Source organism: Inquilinus ginsengisoli, from assembly GCF_050434925.1.
Lineage (GTDB): Bacteria > Pseudomonadota > Alphaproteobacteria > DSM-16000 > Inquilinaceae > Inquilinus > Inquilinus ginsengisoli_B.
In genome coordinates this window covers 3,094,549-3,119,146 of sequence record NZ_JBNDJK010000001.1, presented here as the reverse complement: position 1 = coordinate 3,119,146, position 24,598 = coordinate 3,094,549, and the positions used below count along the sequence as shown (strand labels likewise).

23 protein-coding genes and 1 tRNA gene are annotated in these 24,598 nt (G+C 69.2%); 10 read left to right on the top strand and 14 right to left on the bottom strand.

Annotated elements, in window-relative coordinates; all coding sequences use genetic code 11:
* The 3 genes from QFZ27_RS14775 to QFZ27_RS14765 are packed head-to-tail and all read left to right on the top strand — an operon-like array spanning position 1 to position 2,573.
* Positions 1-825, top strand: a complete 825-nt coding sequence (locus tag QFZ27_RS14775; protein ID WP_429227152.1) for an ABC transporter ATP-binding protein — start codon at positions 1-3, stop codon at positions 823-825.
* A complete protein-coding gene (locus QFZ27_RS14770) occupies positions 818-1,669 on the top strand; it encodes an ABC transporter permease (RefSeq protein ID WP_429227151.1) in 852 nt (283 codons plus the stop codon). Before QFZ27_RS14775 ends, QFZ27_RS14770 begins: the two co-directional genes overlap by 8 nt.
* A 25-nt stretch (positions 1,670-1,694) precedes the next feature.
* Entirely contained in the window at positions 1,695-2,573 is an 879-nt protein-coding gene (locus QFZ27_RS14765; RefSeq protein ID WP_429227150.1) for a TauD/TfdA dioxygenase family protein, read from the top strand.
* A 48-nt stretch (positions 2,574-2,621) separates the two neighbouring features.
* On the opposite strand, the gene QFZ27_RS14760 is transcribed toward QFZ27_RS14765, so the two are convergent.
* The 7 genes from QFZ27_RS14760 to QFZ27_RS14735 all read right to left on the bottom strand — a co-directional run bounded on the left by QFZ27_RS14760 (position 2,622) and on the right by QFZ27_RS14735 (position 10,939).
* Positions 2,622-3,848, bottom strand: coding sequence for an MFS transporter (locus QFZ27_RS14760; protein ID WP_429227149.1), 1,227 nt, complete (start codon positions 3,846-3,848; stop codon positions 2,622-2,624).
* Positions 3,849-4,018: 170 nt separating this feature from the next.
* On the bottom strand, positions 4,019-5,512 hold the full coding sequence (locus QFZ27_RS14755; RefSeq protein ID WP_429227148.1) for a mannitol dehydrogenase family protein: 1,494 nt from the start codon (positions 5,510-5,512) through the stop codon (positions 4,019-4,021).
* A 347-nt stretch (positions 5,513-5,859) separates the two neighbouring features.
* Complete coding sequence (locus QFZ27_RS14750) at positions 5,860-6,135, bottom strand: type II toxin-antitoxin system TacA family antitoxin (RefSeq protein ID WP_429227147.1); 276 nt, start codon at positions 6,133-6,135, stop codon at positions 5,860-5,862.
* Positions 6,136-6,239: 104 nt separating this feature from the next.
* On the bottom strand, positions 6,240-8,195 hold the full coding sequence (rpoD, locus tag QFZ27_RS14745; protein ID WP_429227146.1) for an RNA polymerase sigma factor RpoD: 1,956 nt from the start codon (positions 8,193-8,195) through the stop codon (positions 6,240-6,242).
* Between the two features lie 151 nt (positions 8,196-8,346).
* On the bottom strand, positions 8,347-10,185 hold the full coding sequence (gene dnaG, locus QFZ27_RS14740; RefSeq protein ID WP_429227145.1) for a DNA primase: 1,839 nt from the start codon (positions 10,183-10,185) through the stop codon (positions 8,347-8,349).
* Positions 10,186-10,241: 56 nt separating this feature from the next.
* Positions 10,242-10,439 carry a hypothetical protein gene (locus QFZ27_RS39500; RefSeq protein WP_488168127.1) on the bottom strand — a complete coding sequence of 66 codons (198 nt, stop codon included), beginning with the start codon at positions 10,437-10,439 and terminating at the stop codon, positions 10,242-10,244.
* Between the two features lie 44 nt (positions 10,440-10,483).
* A complete protein-coding gene (locus QFZ27_RS14735) occupies positions 10,484-10,939 on the bottom strand; it encodes a GatB/YqeY domain-containing protein (protein ID WP_429227144.1) in 456 nt (151 codons plus the stop codon).
* A 154-nt stretch (positions 10,940-11,093) separates the two neighbouring features.
* Between QFZ27_RS14735 and carA the strand changes: the two genes are divergently transcribed.
* From carA to QFZ27_RS14720, 3 genes are all read left to right on the top strand, one after another.
* Complete coding sequence (gene carA / locus QFZ27_RS14730; protein WP_429227143.1) at positions 11,094-12,254, top strand: glutamine-hydrolyzing carbamoyl-phosphate synthase small subunit; 1,161 nt, start codon at positions 11,094-11,096, stop codon at positions 12,252-12,254.
* A complete protein-coding gene (locus QFZ27_RS14725) occupies positions 12,254-12,838 on the top strand; it encodes a GNAT family N-acetyltransferase (protein ID WP_429227142.1) in 585 nt (194 codons plus the stop codon). Before carA ends, QFZ27_RS14725 begins: the two co-directional genes overlap by 1 nt.
* A gap of 66 nt (positions 12,839-12,904) precedes the next feature.
* On the top strand, positions 12,905-13,054 hold the full coding sequence (locus QFZ27_RS14720; protein WP_429227141.1) for a hypothetical protein: 150 nt from the start codon (positions 12,905-12,907) through the stop codon (positions 13,052-13,054).
* Between the two features lie 57 nt (positions 13,055-13,111).
* Here the strand turns inward: QFZ27_RS14720 and QFZ27_RS14715 are convergent, their stop codons facing one another.
* A complete protein-coding gene (locus QFZ27_RS14715; protein WP_429227140.1) occupies positions 13,112-13,498 on the bottom strand; it encodes a PRC-barrel domain-containing protein in 387 nt (128 codons plus the stop codon).
* A 126-nt stretch (positions 13,499-13,624) separates the two neighbouring features.
* Here QFZ27_RS14715 and QFZ27_RS14710 point away from each other — a divergent pair, with 126 nt between their 5' ends.
* Positions 13,625-13,783: a hypothetical protein gene (locus QFZ27_RS14710; protein WP_429227139.1), complete on the top strand. Its 159-nt coding sequence runs from the start codon at positions 13,625-13,627 to the stop codon at positions 13,781-13,783.
* Between the two features lie 75 nt (positions 13,784-13,858).
* Here QFZ27_RS14710 and QFZ27_RS14705 read toward each other — a convergent pair whose 3' ends face one another.
* From QFZ27_RS14705 to QFZ27_RS14695, 3 genes are all read right to left on the bottom strand, one after another.
* Positions 13,859-14,194 (bottom strand): hypothetical protein, encoded by a 336-nt coding sequence (locus QFZ27_RS14705; protein WP_429227138.1) that lies wholly within the window; start codon positions 14,192-14,194, stop codon positions 13,859-13,861.
* A gap of 297 nt (positions 14,195-14,491) precedes the next feature.
* Positions 14,492-15,364 carry an aldo/keto reductase gene (locus QFZ27_RS14700; protein WP_429227137.1) on the bottom strand — a complete coding sequence of 291 codons (873 nt, stop codon included), beginning with the start codon at positions 15,362-15,364 and terminating at the stop codon, positions 14,492-14,494.
* A gap of 10 nt (positions 15,365-15,374) precedes the next feature.
* Positions 15,375-16,760 carry an adenylate/guanylate cyclase domain-containing protein gene (locus tag QFZ27_RS14695; protein WP_429227136.1) on the bottom strand — a complete coding sequence of 462 codons (1,386 nt, stop codon included), beginning with the start codon at positions 16,758-16,760 and terminating at the stop codon, positions 15,375-15,377.
* Between the two features lie 323 nt (positions 16,761-17,083).
* On the opposite strand from QFZ27_RS14695, the gene carB reads away from it, so the two are divergent.
* The 3 genes from carB (at position 17,084) to QFZ27_RS14680 (ending at position 21,293) form a co-directional block, all read left to right on the top strand.
* Positions 17,084-20,335: a carbamoyl-phosphate synthase large subunit gene (gene carB / locus QFZ27_RS14690; RefSeq protein WP_429227135.1), complete on the top strand. Its 3,252-nt coding sequence runs from the start codon at positions 17,084-17,086 to the stop codon at positions 20,333-20,335.
* Between the two features lie 88 nt (positions 20,336-20,423).
* Positions 20,424-20,897: a transcription elongation factor GreA gene (gene greA, locus QFZ27_RS14685; RefSeq protein ID WP_342238834.1), complete on the top strand. Its 474-nt coding sequence runs from the start codon at positions 20,424-20,426 to the stop codon at positions 20,895-20,897.
* Positions 20,898-21,209: 312 nt separating this feature from the next.
* Positions 21,210-21,293, top strand: a tRNA-Tyr gene (locus QFZ27_RS14680).
* Between the two features lie 93 nt (positions 21,294-21,386).
* Here QFZ27_RS14680 and arsK read toward each other — a convergent pair.
* The 3 genes from arsK to QFZ27_RS14665 all read right to left on the bottom strand — a co-directional run bounded on the left by arsK (position 21,387) and on the right by QFZ27_RS14665 (position 24,583).
* Entirely contained in the window at positions 21,387-22,775 is a 1,389-nt protein-coding gene (arsK, locus tag QFZ27_RS14675; RefSeq protein ID WP_429227134.1) for an arsenite efflux MFS transporter ArsK, read from the bottom strand.
* On the bottom strand, positions 22,721-24,100 hold the full coding sequence (locus tag QFZ27_RS14670) for an NAD(P)-binding domain-containing protein (RefSeq protein WP_429227133.1): 1,380 nt from the start codon (positions 24,098-24,100) through the stop codon (positions 22,721-22,723). The genes arsK and QFZ27_RS14670 overlap by 55 nt, the downstream gene beginning before the upstream one ends.
* A 66-nt stretch (positions 24,101-24,166) precedes the next feature.
* Positions 24,167-24,583: a PadR family transcriptional regulator gene (locus QFZ27_RS14665; protein ID WP_429227132.1), complete on the bottom strand. Its 417-nt coding sequence runs from the start codon at positions 24,581-24,583 to the stop codon at positions 24,167-24,169.
* Positions 24,584-24,598: the final 15 nt, after the last annotated feature.

Below are 24,598 nucleotides of genomic sequence, written 5' to 3'. Positions count from 1 at the left end.
ATGGCGGCCCCTGCCCTCGCCCAGAACATCGATACCGCGACTGAGGCCCCTGCCCTGCAGGTGGAGGGCGTCACCCTGTCCTATGCCGTCGAGGGCCGCACGGTGACGGCGGTCGAGGATGTCAGCCTGGAGATCCGCCGCGGCGAGCGGCTGGTGCTGCTGGGCCCGTCCGGCTGCGGCAAGTCGAGCTTGCTGAAGAGCATCGGCGGCTTCCTGCCGCCCGCATCCGGCCGGGTGCTGCTGGACGGGCGGCCGGTGTCGCGCCCCGGGCCCGACCGGATGATGGTGCTGCAGGATTTCGAGCAGTTGCTGCCCTGGCTGACGGTGCGGCGCAACCTGGTCGCGGCCCTGTCCTGGGCGAAGCGCACCCGCCGGGCCGAGGCCGAGGCGATCGCCGACGACATGCTGCAGCGCGTCGGCCTGGCGCGGGTTGCCGACCAATATCCGAGCACCCTGTCGGGCGGCATGAAGCAGCGCGTGGCCATCGCCCGCGCATTAGCGCTGCGGCCCGAAGTGCTGCTGATGGACGAGCCCTTCGCCGCGCTGGACGCCATGACCCGGCGCCGGATGCAGGAAGAGCTGCTGGCGCTGTGCGACGACACCGGCGTCACCACCATCTTCGTCACCCATGCGATCGACGAGGCGATCGTGGTCGGCAGCCGGATCGTGGTGATGACCGCGCATCCCGGCCGGATCCGCGCCGTCATCGACCTGCCGGGCGGCCGCGGCCCGGACCGGGGCGACCCGGCCTTCGCGGCGCTGGAGGCCCGGATCGGCGGGCTGATCGCCGACCAGATCGGCCACTCGGAGACGGCCGATGGTTGACTATCAGGGCCTGCTGCAGGCCGGATCGCCGCTGCGCCAGGCCAAGGCCGAGGCGGCGCCCGTGCGGCGTTGGATCGGCACCGGTGCCTGGCGCCGCCTGCTGATCCTGGCGGCGCTGGCGGCGCTGTGGGAGGCCACGGCGCGGATCGTCGGCAGCCCGCTGCTGCTGCCCGGCTTCCTGACCACCCTGGCGGCCTTCGGCGAGGGCGTGGCCAGCGGCGAGCTGCCGCTGCGCACCCTGGCCTCGCTGCAGGTGCTGGTGGCGGGCTATGCCATCGGCGTGGCCGCGGCGGCGATCCTGGCCGGGCTGGCCACCGCCAGCCGCCTGGGCGCCGAGCTGCTGTCGACGCTGACCGCGATGTTCAACCCGCTGCCGGCCATCGCCCTGCTGCCGATCGCGCTGCTGTGGTTCGGCCTGGGCACGCCCAGCCTGCTGTTCGTGATCGTCCATTCGGTGCTGTGGCCACTGGCGCTGGCCGCCCATTCCGGCTTCCGCGCCGTGCCGCGGCCGCTGGCCATGGTCGGGCAGAATCTCGGCCTCGGCGGCACCGCCTATGTCGCCCGGATCCTGGTGCCGGCCGCCTTCCCGGCGATCCTGGCCGGGCTGAAGATCGGCTGGGCCTTCGCCTGGCGCACCCTGATCGCCGCCGAGCTGGTCTTCGGCGTCTCCTCCCGCTCCGGCGGGCTGGGCTGGTTCATCTACGTCAACCGCAACCAGCTGGAGACGGCCAACGTCTTCGCCGGCCTCCTGGCCATCATCCTGATCGGCCTGCTGGTCGAAAGCCTCTTGTTCCGCACCCTGTCCCGGCTCACCGTCGAGCGCTGGGGCACGCAGAACCCCTGAGTTCGACGGAAACGGAAACGCCGCCATGTCCTTCACCACCCGTCCCCTGTCCGGGCTGCTGGGCCTCGAGATCTCCGGGCTCGACCTCGCCACCCCGCCGGACGACACCACCTTCACCCAGGTCAAGTCGCTGTTCGAGGCGAACTCGGTCGTGGTGTTCCGCGACCAGCGGATCACGCCGGAGCAGCACATCGCTTTCAGCCGCCGCTTCGGCGAGCTGGAGATCCATGTGCAGCACCATTTCCACTTGGCCGGGCATCCGGAGATCCTGATCGTCTCGAACGAGACGCGGGAGGACGGTAAGCCGCTGGGCCTGGCCGATGCCGGGCGCTACTGGCATTCCGACCTGTCTTACAAGGCCGAGCCGAGCCTGGGATCGCTGCTGCACGCCCAGACGCTGCCGCCGGTCGAGGGCGACACGCTGTTCGTCAGCATGGCCGCGGCCTATGACGCGCTGGACGACGCCACCAAGGCGCAGATCGAAGGCCTCACGGCCGTGCACGACTACAGCGCCCGCAACGTGGCGCAGCAGGCCAAGAGCTCGCTGCGGCCCGGCCTGACCGCGGACCAGGCCAAGACGGTGCCGCCGGTGACCCATCCGGTGGTGCGGGTCCACCCCGCCACCGGCCGCAAGGCGCTGTTCGTCAATGAGGGCTTCACCACCCACATCACCGAGCTGGAGCGGCCGCAGAGCGACGCGCTGCTGCGCCGGCTGTTCGCACACATGATCCAGCCGCAATTCCAGTACCGGCACCGCTGGCAGGCGCATGACCTGGTGTTCTGGGACAACCGCGCCACCATCCACCTGGCCACCGGCTGCCCGCCGCATCTGGCCCGCACCCTGTACCGCACCACGGTGAAGGGCGACCGCCCGATCGGCCCGCGCGACCGGGCGGCGGCCTGAAGATGGCTGCGCCGTCCCCATGCAGGATGGGGACGGCGCGTCCGACGCTTACGCCGGCTGGAGCTGCCGGCTTTGCCGCGACGGCAGGGGCGGGAAGGCCAGCGCGATGACGACGGCCGCGAGCCCGATGCCGAACGATCCGATGAACAGCCAGTTGTAGACGCTGAAGGTGTCGAACACCCAGCCACCGGCCAGGGGCCCCAGCGCCATGCCGATGCTGGAGGCCATGGTCACCGCGCCGAACACGGTGCCCATCGCGGCCTGGCCGAAATACTCGCGTGCCAGCACGGCGTAGAGTGGCATCACGCCGCCATAGGCGGTGCCGAAGATCGCGGCCAGAAGGTAGAACTCGCCGAGATTGGCGACGAACAGATAGGCGCCGATGACGACAGCCTGCACCAGCAGCCCGGCCACCAGCACGCGCTTGACGCCGAGGCGGTCGGCGAGGATGCCGAGCAGCAGTCGCCCGCCGAGGCCGGCCAGCCCTTCGACGCTGTAGATGGTGACGGCGGCCAGCGGCGCGACGCCGCAGGTGATGGCGTAGCTGACCATGTGGAAGATCGGCCCGGAATGGGCGGCGCAGCACAGGAAGAAGGTCGCCGCCAGGACCGCGAATTGCGGCGTGCGGAAGGCGCTGCCCGCCGACATGTTGCCGATCTCGCCGGACGGCGCCGGGGCCACGGCACCGCCAGCCGCGACCGGTGGCCGGCGCACCAGCAGCCCGGCCGGCAGCAGCAGGACCCAGGCGGCGATGCCGATGACCATCATCGCCGTGCGCCAGTCATAGGCCGCCACCAGCCAGGCGGCGAAAGGCGAGACCGTCATCGGCGCCACGCCGATGCCCGCCGAGACCAGCGATACCGCCAGGGCGCGATGGGTGTGGAACCAGCCGGTGGCGGCGGCCACCATCGGCGCGAAGAAGGCCCCGGCCGCGAGCCCGACCAGCGTGCCGTAGGTCAACTGGAACGCGGCGAGCGTGGTGGCCTGGCTGGCCAGGACCAGGGCCAGCCCCAGCAGCGCCGCGCCGCTGAGCACCACGATCCGGGGGCCGATGCGGTCGCTGATCGCGCCCCAGGCGAAGCCGGCCGCGCCCATGACCAGGAAGTTGAGGGTCATGGCGCTGGAGATGCCGGCGCGGCTCCAGCCGGTGTCGGCCGCCATCGGCTGCAGAAAGATCGCCAGTGAGAACATCGCGCCGATGCCGACGCAGGTCATGAGCGCGCCGACACCGATGATGACCCAGCGATAGGGATTGTCCGTCCGCGGTTGCGACATAGGGGCCTCTTCCGCATGGCGCCGGATCGCTTCCGGAGGGGCCCATCCCGCTCCGGAACGCCGGCTCTCATGCTGAAGACGAACGGGCCGACCGGGAATCGACATCCCGGCCAAAAATATTTTACCTCCCGGTAAGGTATTCGACGCGAGAGACCTCCCCAGGCCGGTTGTCAGCCCTCCAGCAGGGCATAGGAAGCGGCCGTCGCCTTGGCGCCCTGATGATACAGAGCGTCGAGGGCACGGGTCACCGCGGCGCGGAACTGCGGCTGGCCCGGCAGGTCGTCGCCGAACACGGCGCGGACGCCGAGCAGCGCCGGCGCCAAGCGCTCCGCCACCGGCCCGGCCTGGCGCGCGATCGCGGCGAGATCGGCGGCCAGCGGGTCGCGGACGTCGATCGGCTTGCCCGCCTCGTCGATGCCGGCGACATAGCGCATCCAGGCGGCGACGCCGAGGGCGTGGCGGTCGACCGGCAGTCCCCGCGCCAGCCGGTCGCGGACGGTGCCGAGCAGCCGCTGCGGCAGCTTCTGCGTCCCGTCCATGGCGATCTGCCAGGTGCGGTGCTTCAGCGCCGTGTTGCGGAAGCGGTCGATCAGCGAGCGCTTGTAGCCCGCCACATCGGCGCCGGGCGGCAGGGTCAGCGTCGGGGTGGAATCTTCCATCAGCGCCGCGACGAAGGCGGCGATCCCCGGCTCCGCCATCGCCGCCGCCACCGTCTCGCAGCCGGAGAGGTAGCCGAGATAGGCCAGCGAGGAGTGGCTGCCGTTGAGCAGCCGCAGCTTCATCGTCTCATAAGGCGCGACCTCGGACACCAGCGTCGCCCCAGCCGCCTCCCAGGCCGGGCGGCCGGACAGGAAGCGGTCCTCGATCACCCATTGCAGGAAGGGCTCGGTGACGATCGGCCAGGCATCCTCGACCCCGAGGGCCGCGGCGATCCGGCCGCGATCCTCGTCGGTGGTGGCCGGCACGATGCGGTCGACCATGGTCTCGGGGCAGGCGATCTCGCCCTCGACATAGGCGCCAAGATCGGGCGAGACCAGCGCGGCGAAGCGCGACAGGATGCGGTGCAGGGTGCGGCCATTGGCCGGCAGGTTGTCGCAGCACAGCGGGGTGAAGGGCGCCAGCCCCTCCGCCCGGCGGCGGGCGATCGCCCGCGCCAGGATGCCGATGGCCGAGCGCGGCGCCCCGGGATGGGCCAGGTCGTGGACGATGTCGGGGTGGCTCTCGTCCAGCCGGCCGGTGGCCGGGTCGTGGCAGTAGCCCTTCTCGGTCACGGTCAGGCTGGCAATGGCCACCGAAGGCCGGCACAGCGCGTCGATCAGCGCGGCCGGATTCTCCGGCGCCACCAGCACGTCGCGGACCGCGCCGATCACGCGCAGCGCCTCGCCGTCGCTGTCGCGCACCGACAGGGTGTAGAGCCCGTCCTGGGGCACCAGCGCGTCGCGCGTGTCGGGGCTGCGCAGGCTGGCGCCGAGGATGCCCCAGCGCCGGTCGCCCGCCGCCAGCACGTCGTCGGTGCAGACCGCCTGGTGGGCGCGGTGGAAGGCGCCGATGCCGAGATGGACGATGCCGGTGGCGACCGCGTCGCGGTCATAGCCCGGCCGCGCCACCGATGCCGGCAACCCGGCCAGGGAGGCTGTGCCCAACCGCCGCGAGGATCGGGTCATGCGCCGAGTTCCTGACGGCCGGAGTGATCACGAAGCAGCATCGACGGCGCCCTTCCCTTGTCTCATCTTCCCTGCGGTAGCGCCGATCGATGCCGGACACAACCTCTCGAATCCCGCTGCGATCCTAGTATGGCAGTTTCGGATGCGGCAACATCGGCTCAAGCTCTGATCCCAGTGACCTTTGAGATCAACTCTTCGGTTCCTTACCCGTCATGGCGAGGCGCGGAGCGCCGTGGCCATCCAGGCCGGTGCCACTGGATGGCCACGCTCCTTCGGGGCTCGCTATGACAGATCTATGTATCGGGCCGCTGGTATGAGTTATGTCGACCTTCTCGGCTGCCTCGCGCTCACTCGAGCACGCTCTTCTCGGCAAGCACCTTCTTGAGACGCGGCTTGGCTGTCATCGGGCGGTCGAGCGCTTTCTGAAAGGCGGCCCAGCACTCATCGTCGAGCCGGAAGACGCGCCGGTCGGCCAGTGTCGTTTCGGCAGCAGCAAGGCCAGCCTCCAGCAGAAACTCGGCGACATTCTTGTGTGACGAAGCCGCGGCGCTCTGCAGCAACCCGTTCATGGCCGGCGTCGCCCGAACCTCGATCCGCTCCGACTTGGCTTCCGGCAAGGACATCGTAGAGTCTCCTTAAAGTTGGAGCGCGGCCAGGATAATAAGGAACCAGAAACGAAACGGGCAGCCCAAAGGCTGCCCGTCCGTAGCCAAAATCCAACGTCTGCTCAGGTATCGAGGAAGCTGCGCAGCTTGCGGCTGCGGCTCGGGTGCTTCAGCTTGCGCAGCGCCTTCGCCTCGATCTGGCGGATGCGCTCGCGCGTCACCGAGAACTGCTGGCCGACCTCCTCCAGCGTGTGGTCGGTGTTCATGCCGATGCCGAAGCGCATGCGCAGCACCCGCTCCTCGCGCGGCGTCAGCGAGGCCAGGACGCGCGTGGTGGTCTCGCGCAGATTGGCCTGGATCGCGGCGTCGAGCGGCTGGACCGCGTTCTTGTCCTCGATGAAGTCGCCGAGATGGCTGTCCTCCTCGTCGCCGATCGGCGTCTCGAGGCTGATCGGCTCCTTGGCGATCTTGAGGACCTTGCGCACCTTCTCGAGCGGCATCAGCAGGCGCTCGGCCAGTTCTTCCGGGGTCGGCTCGCGGCCGATCTCGTGCAGCATCTGCCGGCTGGTGCGGACCAGCTTGTTGATCGTCTCGATCATGTGGACCGGGATGCGGATGGTCCGCGCCTGGTCGGCGATCGAGCGGGTGATCGCCTGCCGGATCCACCAGGTGGCATAGGTCGAGAACTTGTAGCCGCGGCGGTACTCGAACTTGTCGACCGCCTTCATCAGCCCGATGTTGCCCTCCTGGATCAGGTCCAGGAACTGCAGCCCGCGGTTGGTGTACTTCTTGGCGATCGAGATCACCAGCCGGAGATTGGCCTCGACCATCTCCTTCTTGGCACGCCCGGCCTCCTTCTCGCCCTTCTGCACGGTCGAGACGATGCGGCGGTACTCCGAGATCGGCAGGCCGACCTCGTCCGAGATCTGGCTGATCTGGCCACGCACCCGCTGGGCCGCGGTGCCGTTCTTCTCGGCGAATTTGGCCCACTTCTTGTCGAGGCCACGCACCCGCTCGATCCAGCTCGGTTCGAGCTCGTGGCCGAAATAGTTCTGCAGGAAGGATTCGCGGCTGACCCCGCCCTCGACGACCAGGCGCATGAGCTGGCCTTCCAGCCCCATCAGCTTGCGGTTCTGGGCGTAGAGCTGTTCGACCAGCTGCTCGATCCGGACATTGTTGAGGTGCACGCCGTCCATCAGGCGGACCATGTCCTCCTTCAGCTTGTCGTACTTGGCATCGGCCTGCTTGGAGATCGCCTCACCCTTCTGGATATGGGTCAGGCGCTGCTCCTGCAGCTTGTGCATCTTCTGGTAGGTCTGCTCGATCGCCTCGAAGGTCTCGAGCACCTGCGGCTTCAGCGCCTCCTCCATGGCGGAGAGGGAGATGCCGCCGTCGTCGTCCTCGCCTGCATCGCCAGCCCCGCCGGCGGCGGCCTCGCCCTCGGCTTCCGGCTCGGCCTCTTCCTCGGCGTCAGCCTCGCTCGCGCTCATGGCCAGCGCCTCGCCCTCCGGGCTGGCGCCATAGGTGGCGTCGAGGTCGATCACGTCGCGCAGCAGCATCTTCCCGTCCTTCAGGGAGGAATGCCACTCGATCATCGCGCGGATGGTCAGCGGGCTCTCGCAGATACCGCCGATCATCATCTCCCGGCCGGCCTCGATGCGCTTGGCGATGGCGATCTCGCCCTCGCGCGACAGCAGCTCGACCGAGCCCATCTCGCGCAGATACATGCGCACGGGGTCGTCGGTGCGGCCGACATCGTCGTCGTCGAGGTTGCCGGCATTGCGGCCCTCGCCATCGGCATCGCCGCCGGTGGCGGCCGCGGTGTCCTCGGACTCCTCGTTCTCGACGACGTTGATGCCCATCTCGGACAGGTTCGAGGTCACGTCCTCGATCTGCTCGGACGAGGTCAGGTCCGGCGGCAAGGCGGCGTTCAGCTCGTCGATCGTGACGTAGCCGCGCTCCTTGCCCTTGGCGATCAGCTTCTTCACCGCCTGGACGGTCACGTCCATCGAGGCGCCGTCCGCGCCATCCTCGCGCGTCTCGGCCGAATCCGCTGCCGCAGCTGTCTTGGTTGCCATCTGCACCCGTGCCCCTTCGCCCGCCGCCGTCAGGCCCCATTGTCAAGAGGGGCCCGAAGCTGGCTCTCATACCTAAGCTTCCGCGCGCAAGGAAGGGCCACGACTCGGATAGCGGTCATGTCCCATCGCGCCGCGGCGCTATTGTCCCGGCCTACCTGCCGTTCTGTACCCTGTCCAACGAAGCCTGTCGGCGCTCAACCTCCGACCACATCACACGCCACCGCTGGTGCGCCTCAGTGGTGCCGTCACCCGCAAGAAGGCGCCTCGCTTCAACGAGTTCGCGCTCCAGCGCACGCAGTTCAATGTGCCCCATGACAACGTCCCAACCAGCACGCGCCTGCTCGAGAGAAGCCTGCGGAAGAGTGAAGGGCCATTTCCTGCGGATGCGGTTCACGAGCGCCGGCGGCAGCCCATCGGCTTCGGGAACAATCAGGTAGGACCGAGTCGACCCCGAATCAACCCCGTCCGAGTCGCCGAGGTGCGAATCACCGAGTCGCATCAATAGCTTCCGACGTAGCGAATCGAGGGCGAGATCATTGATCTCAAGCCTGGCAAAGTTCTCGCCAACTTCTTCGATCAGACCCGGATGCTCCGTCAGAATTAGGAGAAGGATACAAACGGCAAGCCGATCATCCAGCTCATCCCTGATGGGAGACGGCTTGGGGCCGGCCGGCGCCGGCGGTTTGCCGCCCGGCCGCCACTCCTGCCGCTTCGGCCGCCAGGGATAGGCCTCCTCGAACCGCGCCCGCAGCTCGGCCAGATACTGGCCCTGCACCGCCGGGTCGGCGATCCGCCGGGCCTGGGCCTCGACCCCTGCGCGCAGGCCCGCCCTTCCTTCCGGCGTGTCAAGCCGGTGCATCGTGGTCTGGCGGTCGAACAGCACCCGGACCAGCGGCAGCGCGCTCTCCAGCACCGCCTGCATGGCGGCGCCGCCGCCGGAGCCGCGGATCAGGCTGTCCGGGTCCTCGCCCTGCGGCAGGAAGGCGATGCGGGCGGAATGGTCCGGCTTCAGCTGCGGCACGATCCGGTCCATCGCCCGCCAGGCGGCGCGGCGCCCGGCTTCGTCGCCGTCGAAGCACAGCACCGGCACCGGCGCCATCTTCCACAGCTCGACGATCTGCTCCTCGGTCAGGGCGGTGCCGAGCGGCGCCACCGCCGCCTCGAAGCCGGCCCGGACCAGGGCGATCACGTCCATATAGCCTTCGGCCACGATCACGGTCTGGCCCTGCGACGCCGCCTGCCGGGCCCGGGACATGCCGTAGAGAAGGTTTCCCTTGTGGAACAGAGGGTTGTCCGGGCTGTTGATGTATTTCGGCCCGTCGCCTTCCATGATCCGGCCACCGAAGGCGACGGTGCGGCCGCGCCGGTCGGCGACCGGGAAGATCACCCGGTTGCGGAAGAAGGAATAGAGGTCGCGCCCGTCATCGGGCCGCCGGGCCAGCCCGACCTCCTCGATCATCGCATCCTGGAAGCCCTGGCCGCGCAGATGCTTGATCAGCTTGCCGCCGTCAGTGGGGGCGAAGCCGAGGCGGAAGCGCGAGATGGTGTCGCCGTCCAGACCGCGGCCCTTGAGGTAGTCACGCGCCGCCCGGCCGCCAGGACCGCGCAGGTCGGCCTCAAAGAAGGCGCAGGCGGATTCGACCACATCGTACAGCGTCTTCTGCCGTTCGAACCGGGCCCGGTCCTCCGGCTCGGCCTTCGGCACCTCCAGCCCGGCCTGGGAGGCCAGCATCTCGATCGCCTCCATGAAGGACAGGCGGTCGTGCTGCATGACGAAGCTGATGACGTCGCCGGTGGCGCCGCAGCCGAAGCAATAGAAGAAGCCCTTCTGGTCGTTGACCGTGAAGCTCGGCGTCTTCTCCTTGTGGAACGGGCAGCAGGCCTTGAACTCGCCCTTGGTGCTGCGCTGCAGCGGGACCCGCTTGCCGACCACGTCGGACACCTGGAGGCGGGTGCGCAGCTCTTCGAGGAAGCCGGGGGGAAGGGACATGCAGGGGTTCTATCCGGCGAGGGCGCGTCAGCGTAACGCGATTCCCGCCTCACAGGTCAGCGGTTATCGAGATCCGACCGATTGCACTCAGGCTTGGGCAGCCGCTTGCCGGTTCCCCACGAAGGCAGCCAACGTCGGACCTCCTCGTGAGGCACCCATCGGCCCGCCTCGATCGACGCGATCCCTTCCCGGATCGCGGCGCGCTTGGCCGCAGTTTGCGGGTCATCTGGCGAGGGCGACACGGGGGTCTTCATGTTTCCTAGTATGAACATCCCGGGGCGCCGACGCCATCCGTCCCTCAGCCCAGCTGCGCCTTGACCGCGGCCGAGACCTTGGAGAAGTCCATGCGGCCGGCATAGCGCGACTTCAGCTCGGCCATCACCTTGCCCATGTCCTTCATGCCGGCGGCGCCGAGGTCCTGGATCACCGTGCCGATCGCTGCCGCCGTCTCGGCCTCGTCCATCGCCTGCGGCAGCCAGCGCTCGATCACCCCGATCTCCGCCTGCTCCTTGTCGACCAGGTCCTGCCGGTTGCCCTGCTGGTAGAGGGCGATGCTCTCGCGCCGCTGCTTCACCATGGTCTGCAGCAGCGACAGGATCTCGTCGTCCGGGATGCCGTCGGTGTTGCCCTTGGCGCGGGCGTCGATGTCCTTGGTCTTGAGCGCGGCGATGATCATCCGCACGGTCGAGAGCGTGCGCTCGTCCCGAGCCTTCATCGCCTCTTTGAGCGTGTCGGTGAACTGGGTGCGCAGCATGATCGATCCTCCAGGCAAAAGCGGCGCGAATGTCGGCCATTCGGCCGAGATAGGCAAGAGATGGGGGCGGCCATTCCGCCAGCGCGGGCAAGAGGGGCTGGAATCTTGCACCCACCCGTGCTTTATGCCTGGAAATTCAGACCCCGAGGTTGCCATGTCCCACACCGCTCCGCCCCCCGGCGCCACTGCGGCGCTCGTGCTCGCCGACGGCACGGTGCTTTGGGGCCGAGGCATCGGCGCGACCGGCCGGGCGATCGGCGAGGTCTGCTTCAACACCTCGATGACCGGTTACCAGGAGATCATGACCGATCCGTCCTATGCCGGGCAGATCGTCACCTTCACCTTCCCGCATATCGGCAATGTCGGCGCCAACCCCGAGGATATCGAGACCGGGACCACGGCGGCGCGCGGCCTGGTGCTGCGCGACGACATCACCGAGCCGTCGAACTGGCGCGCCACCCGCGACTTCGACGACTGGCTGCAATCCTTCGGCCTGATCGGCATTGCCGGGGTCGACACCCGCGCCCTGACCCGCCGCATCCGCGACGCCGGCGCCCCGACCGGGGTGGTGATCCACGCCCCCGACGGCGAATTCGACATCGCCGCGGCGCTGGCCGAGGCCGAGGCCTGGCCCGGCCTCGAGGGCATGGACCTGGCCAAGGAGGTGTCCTGCACCCAGACCTATCGCTGGGATCAGACGCGCTGGGCGCTCGGCACCGGCTACGGCACGCTGCAGAATCCGAAGCGCAAGGTCGTGGCGATCGATTTCGGCGCCAAGCGCAACATCCTGCGCTGCCTGGCCTCGACCGGCTGCGAGGTCACCGTGGTGCCGGCGACGGCGACCGCCGAGGACGTGCTGAGCCACAATCCGGACGGGGTGTTCCTGGCCAACGGCCCGGGCGACCCGGCGGCGACCGGCGCCTACGCCGTGCCGACGATCAAGGCGCTGCTCGACACCGGGCTGCCGATGTTCGGCATCTGCCTCGGCCACCAGATGCTGGCCCTGGCGCTGGGCGCGAGCACCGGCAAGATGGCGCGCGGCCACCGCGGCGCCAACCACCCGGTCAAGGACCTGACCACCGGCAAGGTCGAGATCACCAGCCAGAACCACGGCTTCCAGGTGCTGGCCGAAAGCCTGCCGGACACGGTCGAGGTCACCCATGTCAGCCTGTTCGACGGCTCGAACGAAGGGCTGCGGCTGAAGGACAGGCCGGTGTTCTCGGTGCAGTACCACCCCGAGGCCAGCCCGGGGCCGCAGGACAGCCACTACCTGTTCCAGCGCTTCGTCGAGCTGATCGACGCGCACAAGCGCTGATGCCGCAGCGCACGCCGCCGCGCCTGCTCGGCCCCAGGGTCTTCCTGACCCTGGCCGGGCCGGCCGACGGCGCGGCGCTGGCCGCCTTCCACGACCGGGAATGGGATTATCTCGGCCCCTGGCTGCCGCCGCGCAGCGCCGCCTGGCGCACCGAGATCCATTGGCGCCGCTGGGGCGCCGAGGCGGCCGACCTGTTCCTCGACGACCGGGCGGTGCGGCTGGTGCTGCGCCGGATCGACCGGCCGGAAGACGGCATCGTCGGGCAGCTGAATTTGAACATGCTGGCGCGCGGCGCCTTCCAGGCGGCGACGCTGGGCTATCACCTCGGCGCGGCGCAGCAGGGCCAGGGGCTGATGCGCGAGGCGCTGGAGATGGCGATCCCCTTCGCCTTCGGCCCCTTGAGCCTGCACCGGCTGATGGCCAACCACCTGCCGGAGAACGACCGCAGCGCCGCGCTGCTGCAGCGCCTGGGCTTCGTCCGCGAAGGCTACGCCAAGGACTATCTGTTCATTGGCGGCGCCTGGCGCGACCACGTGCTGACGGCACTGACCAACCCCGATCCGGTTGACCCGCCCGAGGCCTGACCCGGGGAACCCGCCTCTCCTCCCTGCCGTTGCCTTTTCATCAGGTCATCGCAGCGAGGAGGCGACATGCCGGAGGACCAGGGCCCCGCGCCCACGCTCAACAAGACCGAGGCCCGCCAGGGCGAGACCAGCGGCCATATGCGCTGGGTGCTCCACGCCTCCATGGCGCTCGCGGTCATCATCCTCGGCGCCGTGCTGCTCTGGTGGGTCTTCTGACCGGACAAAGAAGGGGCGGCCGAGGGGCCGCCCAAGTCTTCCCAGCCTGATCCGTCGCTACATCCAGTAGGGCGGCACGCGGTAGTAGTCGTGCACCTGCCGCGCCCAATCCCGGTCGTCCCAGTCGAAGCGGTCACCCCGATCATGCGCGGGGGCGCCGCGCAACTGATCCTCGGTGATGTCCAGTTCATAGGCGTCGAGCGCCTCGTTGTAGGTCAGCATCGACCATGGCAGGGCGTAGTAGTCCTCGCCCATGCCGAGGAAGCCGCCGAAGGTCATGACGGCATAGCCGACGCGGCCGGTGCGCTTGTCGATCATCACCCGCTGGATGGTGCCGATCCGGTCGCCGTTCGGCCGCCGCACCGGGGTGCTCTCGACCTTGTCGCTGGCGATCAGCCGCTCGGTCTCGCGCGCGCTGAGATCACGGGCTGTCTGGGTCTGCATGTCGCTCTCCCACAGTGGTGGTCTCATTCCAGCAATGAGTAGGGCAGCCCGACGGTTCCCTCCGGAACCGGGGAGGACGGCGGGCGATTGATCAGGGAGAGCCCTCTCCGGAGATGCGAGGCCACGATGATGAGCGATCCGAAGCCGCCCCCCGACGATCCGACCCGCCCACCGATGCCCAATCCGCGGCCGGACACACCGCCGGACGGGCCGGGCCAGCCGCCGCCGGAGGTGCCGCCCGACGGCCCGGCCGAGCCGCCTCTGCCCGATCCGGTCCGGTTCTAGAATGTGAAGAGGCCGGCACCTGCGGGTGCCGGCCTCCATCGTCTTCAGATCGTCCGTCTTCAGATCGTCGCGCGGTCAGTAGCGCCAGCCGTACCGATAGGGGCGGTACCAGCCGTCGCGATGCCCGTATCGGTGGTCACGACGCCAGCTGTCGCGGCGCCAGTCCCGGCGATCGTGGCGCCAGTCCCGACGATCATGGCTCCAATCGCGGCGGTCGTGCCGCCAGTCACGGCGGTCGCGCCAGCTGCGGTTGTCACGCCAGTCCACCTTGGTGGCGAGGTTCGCGTCGCCCTGGCCGTTCCACACCGCCGGCGCGGCCACGGGCGCGGGCGCCCGGTCCTGGGCGATGGCGGCGCCGGAGGCGCCGGCGAGGAGCAGAGCCGCCGAGGCGGCCACGAGAAGACGCTTCATACCAGACAACATAGGGGGGATCCCTCTTCCATCAACCGGCGCTGTTCCCTGGGAAACAACCGGCTCCCCCATTCCACGCCCTATCGTGAAGATTCCGTCGTCGATAGAAGCTACAGCGGCAAGCATACGGTTACAAACCAAGCGAGAATGCCGCCAAATTCCTTTTAGAACACGAAGAGATCACAAAGAGGACACAATCTGAATTCCAAATTGATTGCAGAACCTTACAAAAACTCAATTATCAATACACGGCCGACGGTGATGGCCATTGGTCCCGGACCAAATCCGGGTCGGCGGTCAGAGGATGGCGAGCGGCAGCTTCCGCCGCGGCGGCGGGAAGGCCTGATCCAGCGCCGCCAGATCGGCCTCGTCAAGAAAGAGGTCGAGCGCCTTGCGATGGTCGCGCAGTCGCTCGATCCGGCTCGATTTCGGGATGGCGACCACGCCCTGCCGGGTCAGCAGCCAGGCCAGCGCCACCGTGGCCGGCGCCACGCCGTGCCGGCGGGCGACGCCGCCAAGGCCCGGGTTGCCGAGCAGCCGGCCCTGGCCGAGCGGCGAATAGGCCATCACCGGCAGGCCACGGTCCTGGCACCAGAGCAGCAGGTCCCATTCGATGCCGCGGGCCGACAGGCTGTAGCAGACCTGGTTCGTCGCCGTGCGGCCGCCGCTCTTCTCGGCGACCCAAGCCTCCATGTCATCGAGGTCGAAATTGCTGACGCCCCAATCGACCACCTTGCCGTCCTGCCGCAGGCGCTCGAACGCCTCGATGGTCTCGGCATAAGGCGTCCCGCCCTGCCAATGCAGCAGGTACAGGTCGACGCGGTCGGTGCCGAGCCGGCGCAAGCTGCGCTCGCAGGCCTCGATCGCGCCCCTCCGGCCGGCATTGTGCGGATACACCTTGCTGACCAGGAACACGCCGTCGCGGCGGCCGCGGATGGCTTGGCCCACCACCTCCTCGGCCCCGCCCTCGCCATACATCTCGGCGGTGTCGATCAGGGTCAGGCCGAGGTCGAGCCCGGCGGCCAGCGCCGCCACCTCCTCGTCGGCCTCGCGCCGGTCCTCGCCCATGCCCCAGGTGCCCTGTCCCAGGATCGGCATGGCGGCGCCGGATGGCAGCGCCACCGTGGTCTCACCCGCCGATCGGCGGCGCAGCCCGTCAGTGCCGGTCATTCCATGCCTCCTATTCAGCGATCGCCATGCGATCCTGGGGCATCGCACCGGCGGCGGCCAGGGTCCAGATCGTCAGCGCCCCCTGCCGGCCGCGGATCTCCGCCTCGCCGGCGGGGCCGAAGGCGCCCAGCACCTCCTGCGGGCAGCCCTCGCGGCCGGCCTGGACCACGGCCGCGTCGCTGGCCACCACCCGGGCGGCGAGGCGGCGGCTCAGCCGCTCCAGCCGGCTGGCGACGTTGACGGTGTCGCCGACGACGCCGAATTCGAGGCGCCGCTCGTCGCCGATATTGCCCATCACCACCAGGCCGTAATGCAGGCCGATGCCGACCTCGACCGGCACCGCCCCGCGCGTCCGACGCTTGGCGTTCCAGCGCTCGACCTCGCTGCACATCGCCCGGGCGCAGCTGAGCGCGTTGCTGGCGTCGCGCGGGCCGGGCTGCGGCGTGCCGAAGGTCGCCATCACGCAGTCGCCGATATATTTGTCGATCGTGCCCTCATGGGCGAAGACCTGCTGTGCCATGCGGCGGTGGAAGCTGCGCAGCAGCGCCACCACCCGCTCCGGCGCCAGCCCCTCGGCCTGGCCGGAGAAGCCGACGATGTCGACGAACAGGATCACCGCCGGCTGGCGCTGGATCTCGCCGAGCGGCGTGGCCGAGGCGGCGAGCCGGCTGACCAGGTTGGGCGAGAAATAGCGCGACAGCGCCGCCTTGGCCGCCTCCATCCGCGCCGCCCGCCCGACCAACCGCCGCGAGCGCCACACCGCCAGCGCCAGCACCACCGTCATCAGCACCAGGACGACGGTCTGGATCATCCACAGCGTGCTGCTGACGGCATGCGGGTCGAGCGACATCGCGATGCGCGCGGCGTCGGGGTTCGGACCGTCGACCACGTCGTTGGCGCTGGTGACGATGCTGTCCGGCCGCGTCGCCAGCCAGGCGAAGCCGAGCGACCAGGACACGGTCAGCGCCCCGCCGACCAGCAGCACCAGCTTGGGCGAGTAGCTGAGCGCCACGCCGCACAGGAACAGCAGCAGGAACAGGAAGTTGGGGATCCGCTGGGTGAACTGGACCGGCAGGTCGGAGCTGAACAGCGGGTTCGGCGCGACCATGACGAAGGTCAGCACCACCGCGTCCAGAACCAGGAAGGCACCGACGCCCCAGACGCCGATGCTGCCGCGGCGCTGCAGCAGATACGGGATCAGGCCAAGCACGAGGAAGACCGCCATCACGCCGAGATAGGCCAATGACCGCTCGACCGGGATCGACAGGACGACGTAGAGGGCCAGCAGCCCCAGCACCAGGGCCCGGCCATAGAAGACGTAGGAGAGGCCGTCCCGCTCCTCCCGCTCCACGGCGCCCTGGATGCCAAGGGGCGTCGCCTGCGCCGGTTTCGCCATGCCGCCCTCCCGCCCGATGATGCGGTGCAAATGGGGCGCCGGGGCCGGTTTCGCCAGAGCCGGATGATTTGAAATGGGTTCGCGTGACGAACCCATTTCAAATCTGAATCCGGCTCTGCACTTTAGAGTCAGAGTGCGATTCACGCCTCAGATCGAAGCGAAACGCTTCGATCTGAGGCGACCGCACTCTGGGGCCCGGATGACGACAGGTCGTCCCTGCCCTGCGCCATGCGGTCGCCCCGGGGCTTTCCCCGCGCGCGTTACTTCCTTATAAGAGCGCGCTCCTTCGGGAGCGTGCCCCCCGTACCCAGCAGGCCGCCCCCATGCCCAAGCGCACCGACATCCGCTCGATCTGCATCATCGGCGCCGGACCGATCGTCATCGGCCAGGCCTGCGAGTTCGACTATTCCGGCGCCCAGGCCTGCAAGGCGCTGAAGCAGGAGGGCTACCGCGTCATCCTGATCAACTCCAACCCGGCGACGATCATGACCGATCCGGAGCTGGCGGACGCGACCTATATCGAGCCGATCACGCCGGAATTCGTCACCCGTATCCTCGAGGCCGAGCGACCGGATGCGCTGCTGCCGACCATGGGCGGGCAGACGGCGCTGAACACCGCCATGGCACTGGCCGAGAACGGCACGCTGGAGCGGCTGGGGATCGAGCTGATCGGGGCCAAGCGGGACAGCATCGAGAAGGCCGAGGATCGCGCCAAGTTCCGCGAGACCATGGACGAGATCGGCCTGGAATCGCCGAAGAGCGCGGTGGTGCACAGCCTGTCCGAGGCGATCGACGCGCTGCCGGCCGTCGGCCTGCCGGCGATCATCCGCCCGTCCTTCACCCTGGGCGGCACCGGCGGCGGCATCGCATACAACCGGGTCGAGTTCGAGGAGATCGTGCGCTCCGGCCTGGCCGCCAGCCCGACCCGCGAGGTGCTGATCGAGGAATCCGTCCTCGGCTGGAAGGAGTACGAGATGGAGGTGGTCCGCGACCGCGCGGACAACTGCATCATCATCTGCTCGATCGAGAACATCGATCCGATGGGCATCCACACCGGCGACAGCGTCACCGTGGCCCCGGCCCTGACGCTGACCGACAAGGAATACCAGCGGATGCGCGACGCCTCGATCGCGGTGCTGCGCGCGATCGGCGTCGACACCGGCGGGTCGAATGTCCAGTTCGCGGTCGACCCCGAGACCGGCCGCATGGTCGTGATCGAGATGAACCCGCGGGTCAGCCGGTCCTCCGCCCTGGCGTCGAAGGCGACCGGCTTCCCGATCGCCAAGGTCGCGGCCAAGCTGGCAGTAGGCTACACCCTCGACGAGCTGACCAACGACATCACCCAGGTCACCCCGGCCAGCTTCGAGCCGACGATCGACTATGTCGTCGTCAAGATGCCGCGCTTCACCTTCGAGAAGTTCCCGGGTGCCGAGCCGACCTTGACCACCAGCATGAAGTCGGTCGGCGAGGCGATGTCGATCGGCCGCAACTTCGCCGAGGCGCTGCAGAAGGCGCTGCGGTCGATGGAGACCGGGCTGACCGGGCTGGACGAGGTCGAGATCCCGGGCGTCGCCATGGACGCGCCGGACCCGCAGGTGATCCGCGCCGCTTTGGCCCGCCCGACCCATGACCGGCTGCTGGTGATCGCCCAGGCGATGCGCCTCGGCCTCGGGGTCGAGGAGATCCGTGCCGCCTGCAAGTTCGACCCCTGGTTCCTGCGCGAGATCGAAAAGATCGTCGCCGCCGAGGAGGAGGTGCGGCGCTACGGCCTGCCCGAGGACGCCCAGGGCTTCGCCCGGCTGAAGCGGATGGGCTTCTCCGACGCCCGGCTGGCGAAGCTGGCCGACGTGTCCGAGGCCGAGGCCACCTCGGCCCGCCGCGGCCTCGGCGTAACCCCGGTCTACAAGCGGATCGACACCTGTGCCGGCGAGTTCGCCTCGGCCACGCCCTACATGTACTCGACCCACGAGGCCGGCTTCGACGAGGGCGAGTGCGAATCCGACCCGACCGACCGCGAGAAGATCATCATCCTCGGCGGCGGCCCGAACCGGATCGGCCAGGGCATCGAGTTCGACTATTGCTGCGTCCACGCCGCCTATGCGCTGAAGGAGGCCGGCTACGAGACCATCATGGTCAACTGCAATCCGGAGACGGTGTCGACCGACTACGACACCTCGGACCGGCTCTATTTTGAGCCGCTGACCGCCGAGGACGTGATCGAGCTGATCCGGGTCGAGCAGGAGCGCGGCACGGTCAAGGGCGTGATCGTCCAGTTCGGCGGCCAGACGCCCCTGAAGCTGGCGCATGACCTGGAGGCGGCCGGCATCCCGATCCTGGGCACGCCGAAGGACGCGATCGACCTGGCCGAAGACCGCGAGCGCTTCCGCGACCTCTTGGACAAGCTGGGCCTGTGCCAGCCGAAGAGCGGCATCGCCCATTCGGTCGAGGAGGCGGAGGCGATCGTGCAGGAGGTCGGCTTTCCCTGCCTGATGCGCCCCTCCTACGTGCTGGGCGGCCGCGGCATGGAGATCGTGCACGACCTGCAGGGCTTCCGCCGCTACATCACCACGGCCGTGAAGGTCTCCGGCCGAAACCCGGTGCTGATCGACCGCTACCTCCAGGACGCGATCGAGGTCGATGTCGACGCAGTGCGCGACAGCGAGCAGGTCTATGTCGCCGGCATCATGGAGCATATCGAGGAAGCCGGGATCCATTCCGGCGACAGCGCCTGCGCCCTGCCGCCCTACTCCTTGTCCGCCACTGTGGTCCAGGAGATCGAGCGCCAGACCCGAATGCTGGCCGACGGCCTCGGCGTCATCGGCCTGATGAACGCCCAGTTCGCGGTCAAGGACAACGAGGTCTACGTCATCGAGGTCAATCCGCGCGCCAGCCGCACCGTGCCCTTCGTGGCCAAGGCGACCGGTACGCCCATCGCCAAGATCGCGGCCCGGGTGATGGCCGGCGAGAAGCTGGCCGACTTCACCCTGCACGGCCCGAACCCGCCCTACACGGCGGTGAAGGAGGCGGTGTTCCCGTTCAACCGCTTCCCCGGCGTCGACGTCATCCTGGGGCCGGAGATGAAGTCGACCGGCGAGGTGATGGGCCTGGACCGAGACTTCGGCCGCGCCTTCGCCAAAAGCCAGCTGGGCGCCAACCAGAAGGTGCCGCTGTCCGGCACCGTCTTCGTCTCGGTCAAGGACCGCGACAAGCCGGCGATCCTGGAAGTCGCCCGCCGCATCGCCGAGCTGGGCTTCGAGATCCTGGCCTCGAGCGGCACCGCCAAGGCGCTGGAGGACGGCGGGCTGAAGGTCCGGCGCATCAACAAGGTGATGGAAGGCCAGCCGCACATCGTCGACGCCATCCTGAACGGCGAGGTCCAGCTGGTGTTCAACACCACCGACGGCGCCCAGACGGTGCGCGACAGCTTCGGCTTGCGCCGCGCCGCGCTGGTCAATAACATTCCCTACTCGACGACCGTGGCCGGGGCGCGTGCGACTGTGGAGGCGATCGCCGCGCTTAAGGCCGGGGCGCTTGAAGTCGCCCCGCTGCAATCCTACCTAGGTTCGGCGCGGTAGCACCGGGGGCAGGGATACGAGCAGGTCTGGAGGCCGGCGTCCTGGACGCCGGGTGCAACGCTTTTTGGCTTTTTGGGACTGGAGCGCGATGGAAAAGGTGCCGATGACCGCGGGGGGATACAACCGCCTGCAGGAAGAGTTGAAGCATCTGAAGAGCGTGGCGCGACCCGAGGTGATCAAGGCGATCGCAGAGGCACGCGAGCATGGTGACCTGTCCGAAAACGCGGAATACCACGCGGCGCGCGAGCGCCAGAGCTTCATCGAGGGCCGGGTGATGGAACTCGAGGACCGGATCAGCCGGGCCGAGATCATCGACACCTCCAAGCTGTCGGGCGACACCGTCAAGTTCGGCGCCACCGTGACGCTGGCGGACGAGGACACCGACGAGGAGATCACCTACCAGATCGTCGGCCAGGACGAGTCCGACATCAAGGAAGGCCGCCTGTCGATCACCGCGCCGCTGGCGCGCTCGCTGATCGGCAAGGCCGAGGGCGACCAGGTCGAGGTCACCACCCCCGGCGGCTCCAAGAGCTACGAGATCGTCACGGTCCAGTTCGTCTGACCGCCGACCCTCTCCGAATTCCGCAACGGCCCCGCTTCGGCGGGGCCGTTTGCGTTCGGCTCAGCCCAATCCGAGCGGACCGGCCATTCCCACCGCACGGATCCTGTGCTATACGCCCGCCCATCATGACCCACGCTCTGCGATACCCAGGCGAAAAACCCTCCTTCTGATCGGAAGGGTGGCAGAGCGTCGCGCGTCGGTTTCCAAGCTTCAGGTAAAGTCAGCCCCAGCGGGAGTTCGCTGCTCGTCCCTTGTTCCGGACGGGCGTTGCCGCCGGCCCGACTCCCCGGCTCTCCGCCAGCCTTCCTCGGCCCACGGGCTCGCCTATCGGTGAAGGCAAGGCGCTGTAAACGCCCCGCTCGCGCTGTGGTGGTTCAACTCCGCCCCCGTGGACCAGACCTCCCGGACCCGTCTAACGGGTCCGCCGGACAGGACCGATGGCGAATTCGATGCGGGGCCCGTCATGGATCCTCGCATCATCCCTTGTCGTCATCGGCGGTGCAGGCAGGCCGTAAGGGCGGCGCGCCGAAACCTTGACGCGCCGTTCGACCCGGCCGTCTGCACCGCATCACCTGTCGTAGTTGGAGGCAAGCGGCTGCTCCGCCGCCTGATCTCCACGAACACGAGTGCGGCAAGGACGCCAAGGCCGGCCGTCAGCCAGAGGGCCGACGCGGCCCCCAGCCGCTCGAGCATGGCCGCGAACAGGAAGGGCGCCAGGGCGGAGGCGATGTGGACGACGCTGGAGATCCAGCCGAGCCGCTCGGCGTAGCCCGCCCGCCCGAACAACGTGAGCGGCACCGTGCCGCGGACGATGCTGTTCAGCCCGGATCCGAGGCCGAACAGGACCGCGAAACCGAGCGCCGCGGCCAATTCAGGCGCGCCGAGCAGCAGCAGGCCGAGCGCCAGCGGCGGCAGGCTGGAGGCGATGATCGCGAGGCCGACCGGGCTGGCGCGGCGGCCGGCGGTCATGGTCAGGAACCGGCTCAGCACCTGGGCCGGACCGAACAGGCTGCCGACCAGCAGGCTGCCAGCGCCGAGACCGATCGCCCCGAGCAGCGGAACCATGTGCACCAGCACGGCCGAGGAGACGAAGCCGGCGAGCGAGAAGCCGGTGGCGGTCAATATCAGCAGGGCACGGCGATCCTGGCGCCGGTTTCGGGCGTCCTCAGGGACCACACCAGCCGAAGGCGCCGCCGGACCGACCGCCCGGACCAGGCTTCGCAGCCAGAGATGGATCGGCAGGCACAGCAGCAGGTGCAGCGCGGCGAAGACGAGATAGACCTCGCGCCAGGTGAGGTGGTCCTGCAGCGCCGCGGTGGCCGGCCAGAACAGGGTCGAGGCGAAGCCGGCGATCAGGGTCAGGTGGGTGATGCTGCGCTGGGCGCCGAAGCCGACGACCTGGACCAGCGCCGGGAAGGCCACCTCGTAAAGGACGAAGGACGCCGCCAGCTGGATCGCGACCAGCCCTAAGGCGAAAGCCAGCGGCCCGGGCGCGACGGCGCAGGCGACGAGCGCGGCAGCCGCGGCGACCGAGCCCAGCGCCATGACCCGGCCGGCGCCGTGCCGGTCGACCCAGCGGCCGCAGCGCGGGCCGATCAGCGCCCCGGCCAGCAGCGCCGCCGAGAAGGCGCCGTAGACGGCATCCTGCGACCAGCCGATATCGGCGGCCATCCCGGCGGCGAGGATGCTGAAGCTGTAATACAGTGTGCCGTAGCCGATGATCTGGGTCAGCCCGAGCCCGGCGACGACCCCGAGCAGCCGCCGCCCGGAGACCGGGCCGGCCGCGCCGATCGCTTCAGCCATGATGAAGTCTTTCCCGTCGCTCAGCAGCAGGCCGATGCTTTGGCGGGAGCGGCCGATGCCGCCGGGCCGCAGCATGGCGCTGCCTCCGCATCCCGCCGGCCGGGGCCGTTGCAGACGCCGGTCTCGGGCAGGTCGAGCTCGACGCGGGCCGCGGCCTCCAGGTCGCCGGCGAGGTAAGCCGCGACCGACCGGGCCTGTTCGTATCCGGTGGCCAGCAGGAAGGTCGGGGCGCGGCCATAGGCCTTCATGCCGATGATGAACAGGCCCGGCTCCGGCTGCACCAGCTCGGCCGCGCCATGCGGGCGGACCGTGCCGCAGCTGTGCTCGTTGGGATCGATCAGCGGTGCCAACGCCCGCGGGCAGTCGAGCGCGGGATCGAGATCGACCCGCAGCTCGCCGAGGATCGACAGGTCGGGGCGCAGGCCGGTCGCCACCACCACCTCGTCGGTTTCGACGGCGTGCATGGCGCCGTCCCGGTCGCCGATGACACGCAGCCCGCCATCGGACATGGTCTCGATCGCGTCCACCGCAAAGGGCGTGACGATCTCGTAGGCGCCCGCCTCCGCCAGAGCCCGCAGCCGTAGGCCGAGGGCGCCGCGTCGCGGCAGCTGGTCGGCCTCGCCGCCGCCGAACAGCTTCTCCCGATCAGTGCCGCGGAAGGCCCAGACGATCCGGGTGCCCGGCGCCTCCTTGGCCAGCTCGGCCAGGTCGAGCAGCGTGCCGGTGGCGGAATGACCGCTGCCGACGACCACGACCCGGCGGCCGGCATAGCGGTCGCGCTCGCGGCCGAGCACGTCGGGCATGCCGTAGCGGATGCGCGCGGCGGCAGCGCGCTCGCCGATCGCCGGCAGGCCGCCGGCCCCGGCCGGGTTCGGCGAGGACCAGGTGCCGGAGGCGTCGATCACCGCCCGCGCGAACAGCCGGCCTTCGCGCCCGGCGCCGTCGATGTATCGGATTTCGAAGGGCCGCTCCTCTCGCCCAACGGTCCGGACCTTGCCATGGCCGGCGCGGGCAATACCGGTGACGCGGGTGCCGAGGCGCAGGCGGCCGGCGATCTCCGGCGTCGCCGCCAGGGGGTCGAGATAGCGTTCGGCCAGGTCGAGGCCGGTCGGATAGCCGGCCTCGTCCGGATGCGACCAGCCCTGCCGCCGCAGCAGCGCGACCGTGGCCTTGTCCGTGCTGTAGCCCCAGGGCGAGAACATCGGCACATGGCCCCAGTCGCGCACCGCGGCGCCGACCCGGTCACCGGCCTCCAGGATCACGGGCTCGATGCCATGGCCGAGCAGATGGATCGCGGCGGCCAGGCCGACCGGGCCGGCACCGATGATCGCGACCGGCAGCTCCGAGGGCGAGGTGGCCGCGAGCAGTGCACGGTCGGACGAGGCAAGCGGGCGGTTCATCTAGCATCTCCTCACTGTCTATGATCTAGGCATCGAAGATCGATGTATTGAGGTAAAAAAGAGAGGCTAGCCGCAGCAGCCTCCGTTGCCCTCGCGGGCGATCACGCTCTCGGTCTCGGTCAGCGCCCGGGTGACCTCCAGCCACGCCTCGACGCCGACCTTGAAGGCCTCGCGGCCCTTGCCGGTCAGGGTGTAGGTCTTGCGCGGGCGGCCGGAGACGACGCTGCTCTCGACCGTGACGTAGCCCCCTTCCTCGAACTCGCGCAGCACCGGATAGATCGTGCCTTCGGTGGGGGAGCAGCAGCCATTGGTCGTCAGCTCGACGGCGCGGGCGATGTCGTAGCCGTGCATCGGCCGATCGTGCAGCACGCGCAGGATGAAGAACTTGGACAGGCTCATCTTGATCGTGCCGGCCCAGTAAGAGCGGCTGGTGTAGTCGACCGCGGGACGGGCGACGGCGGCGAGTTTGCGGGCTTCGGTCATGGCTTGATCCTGATA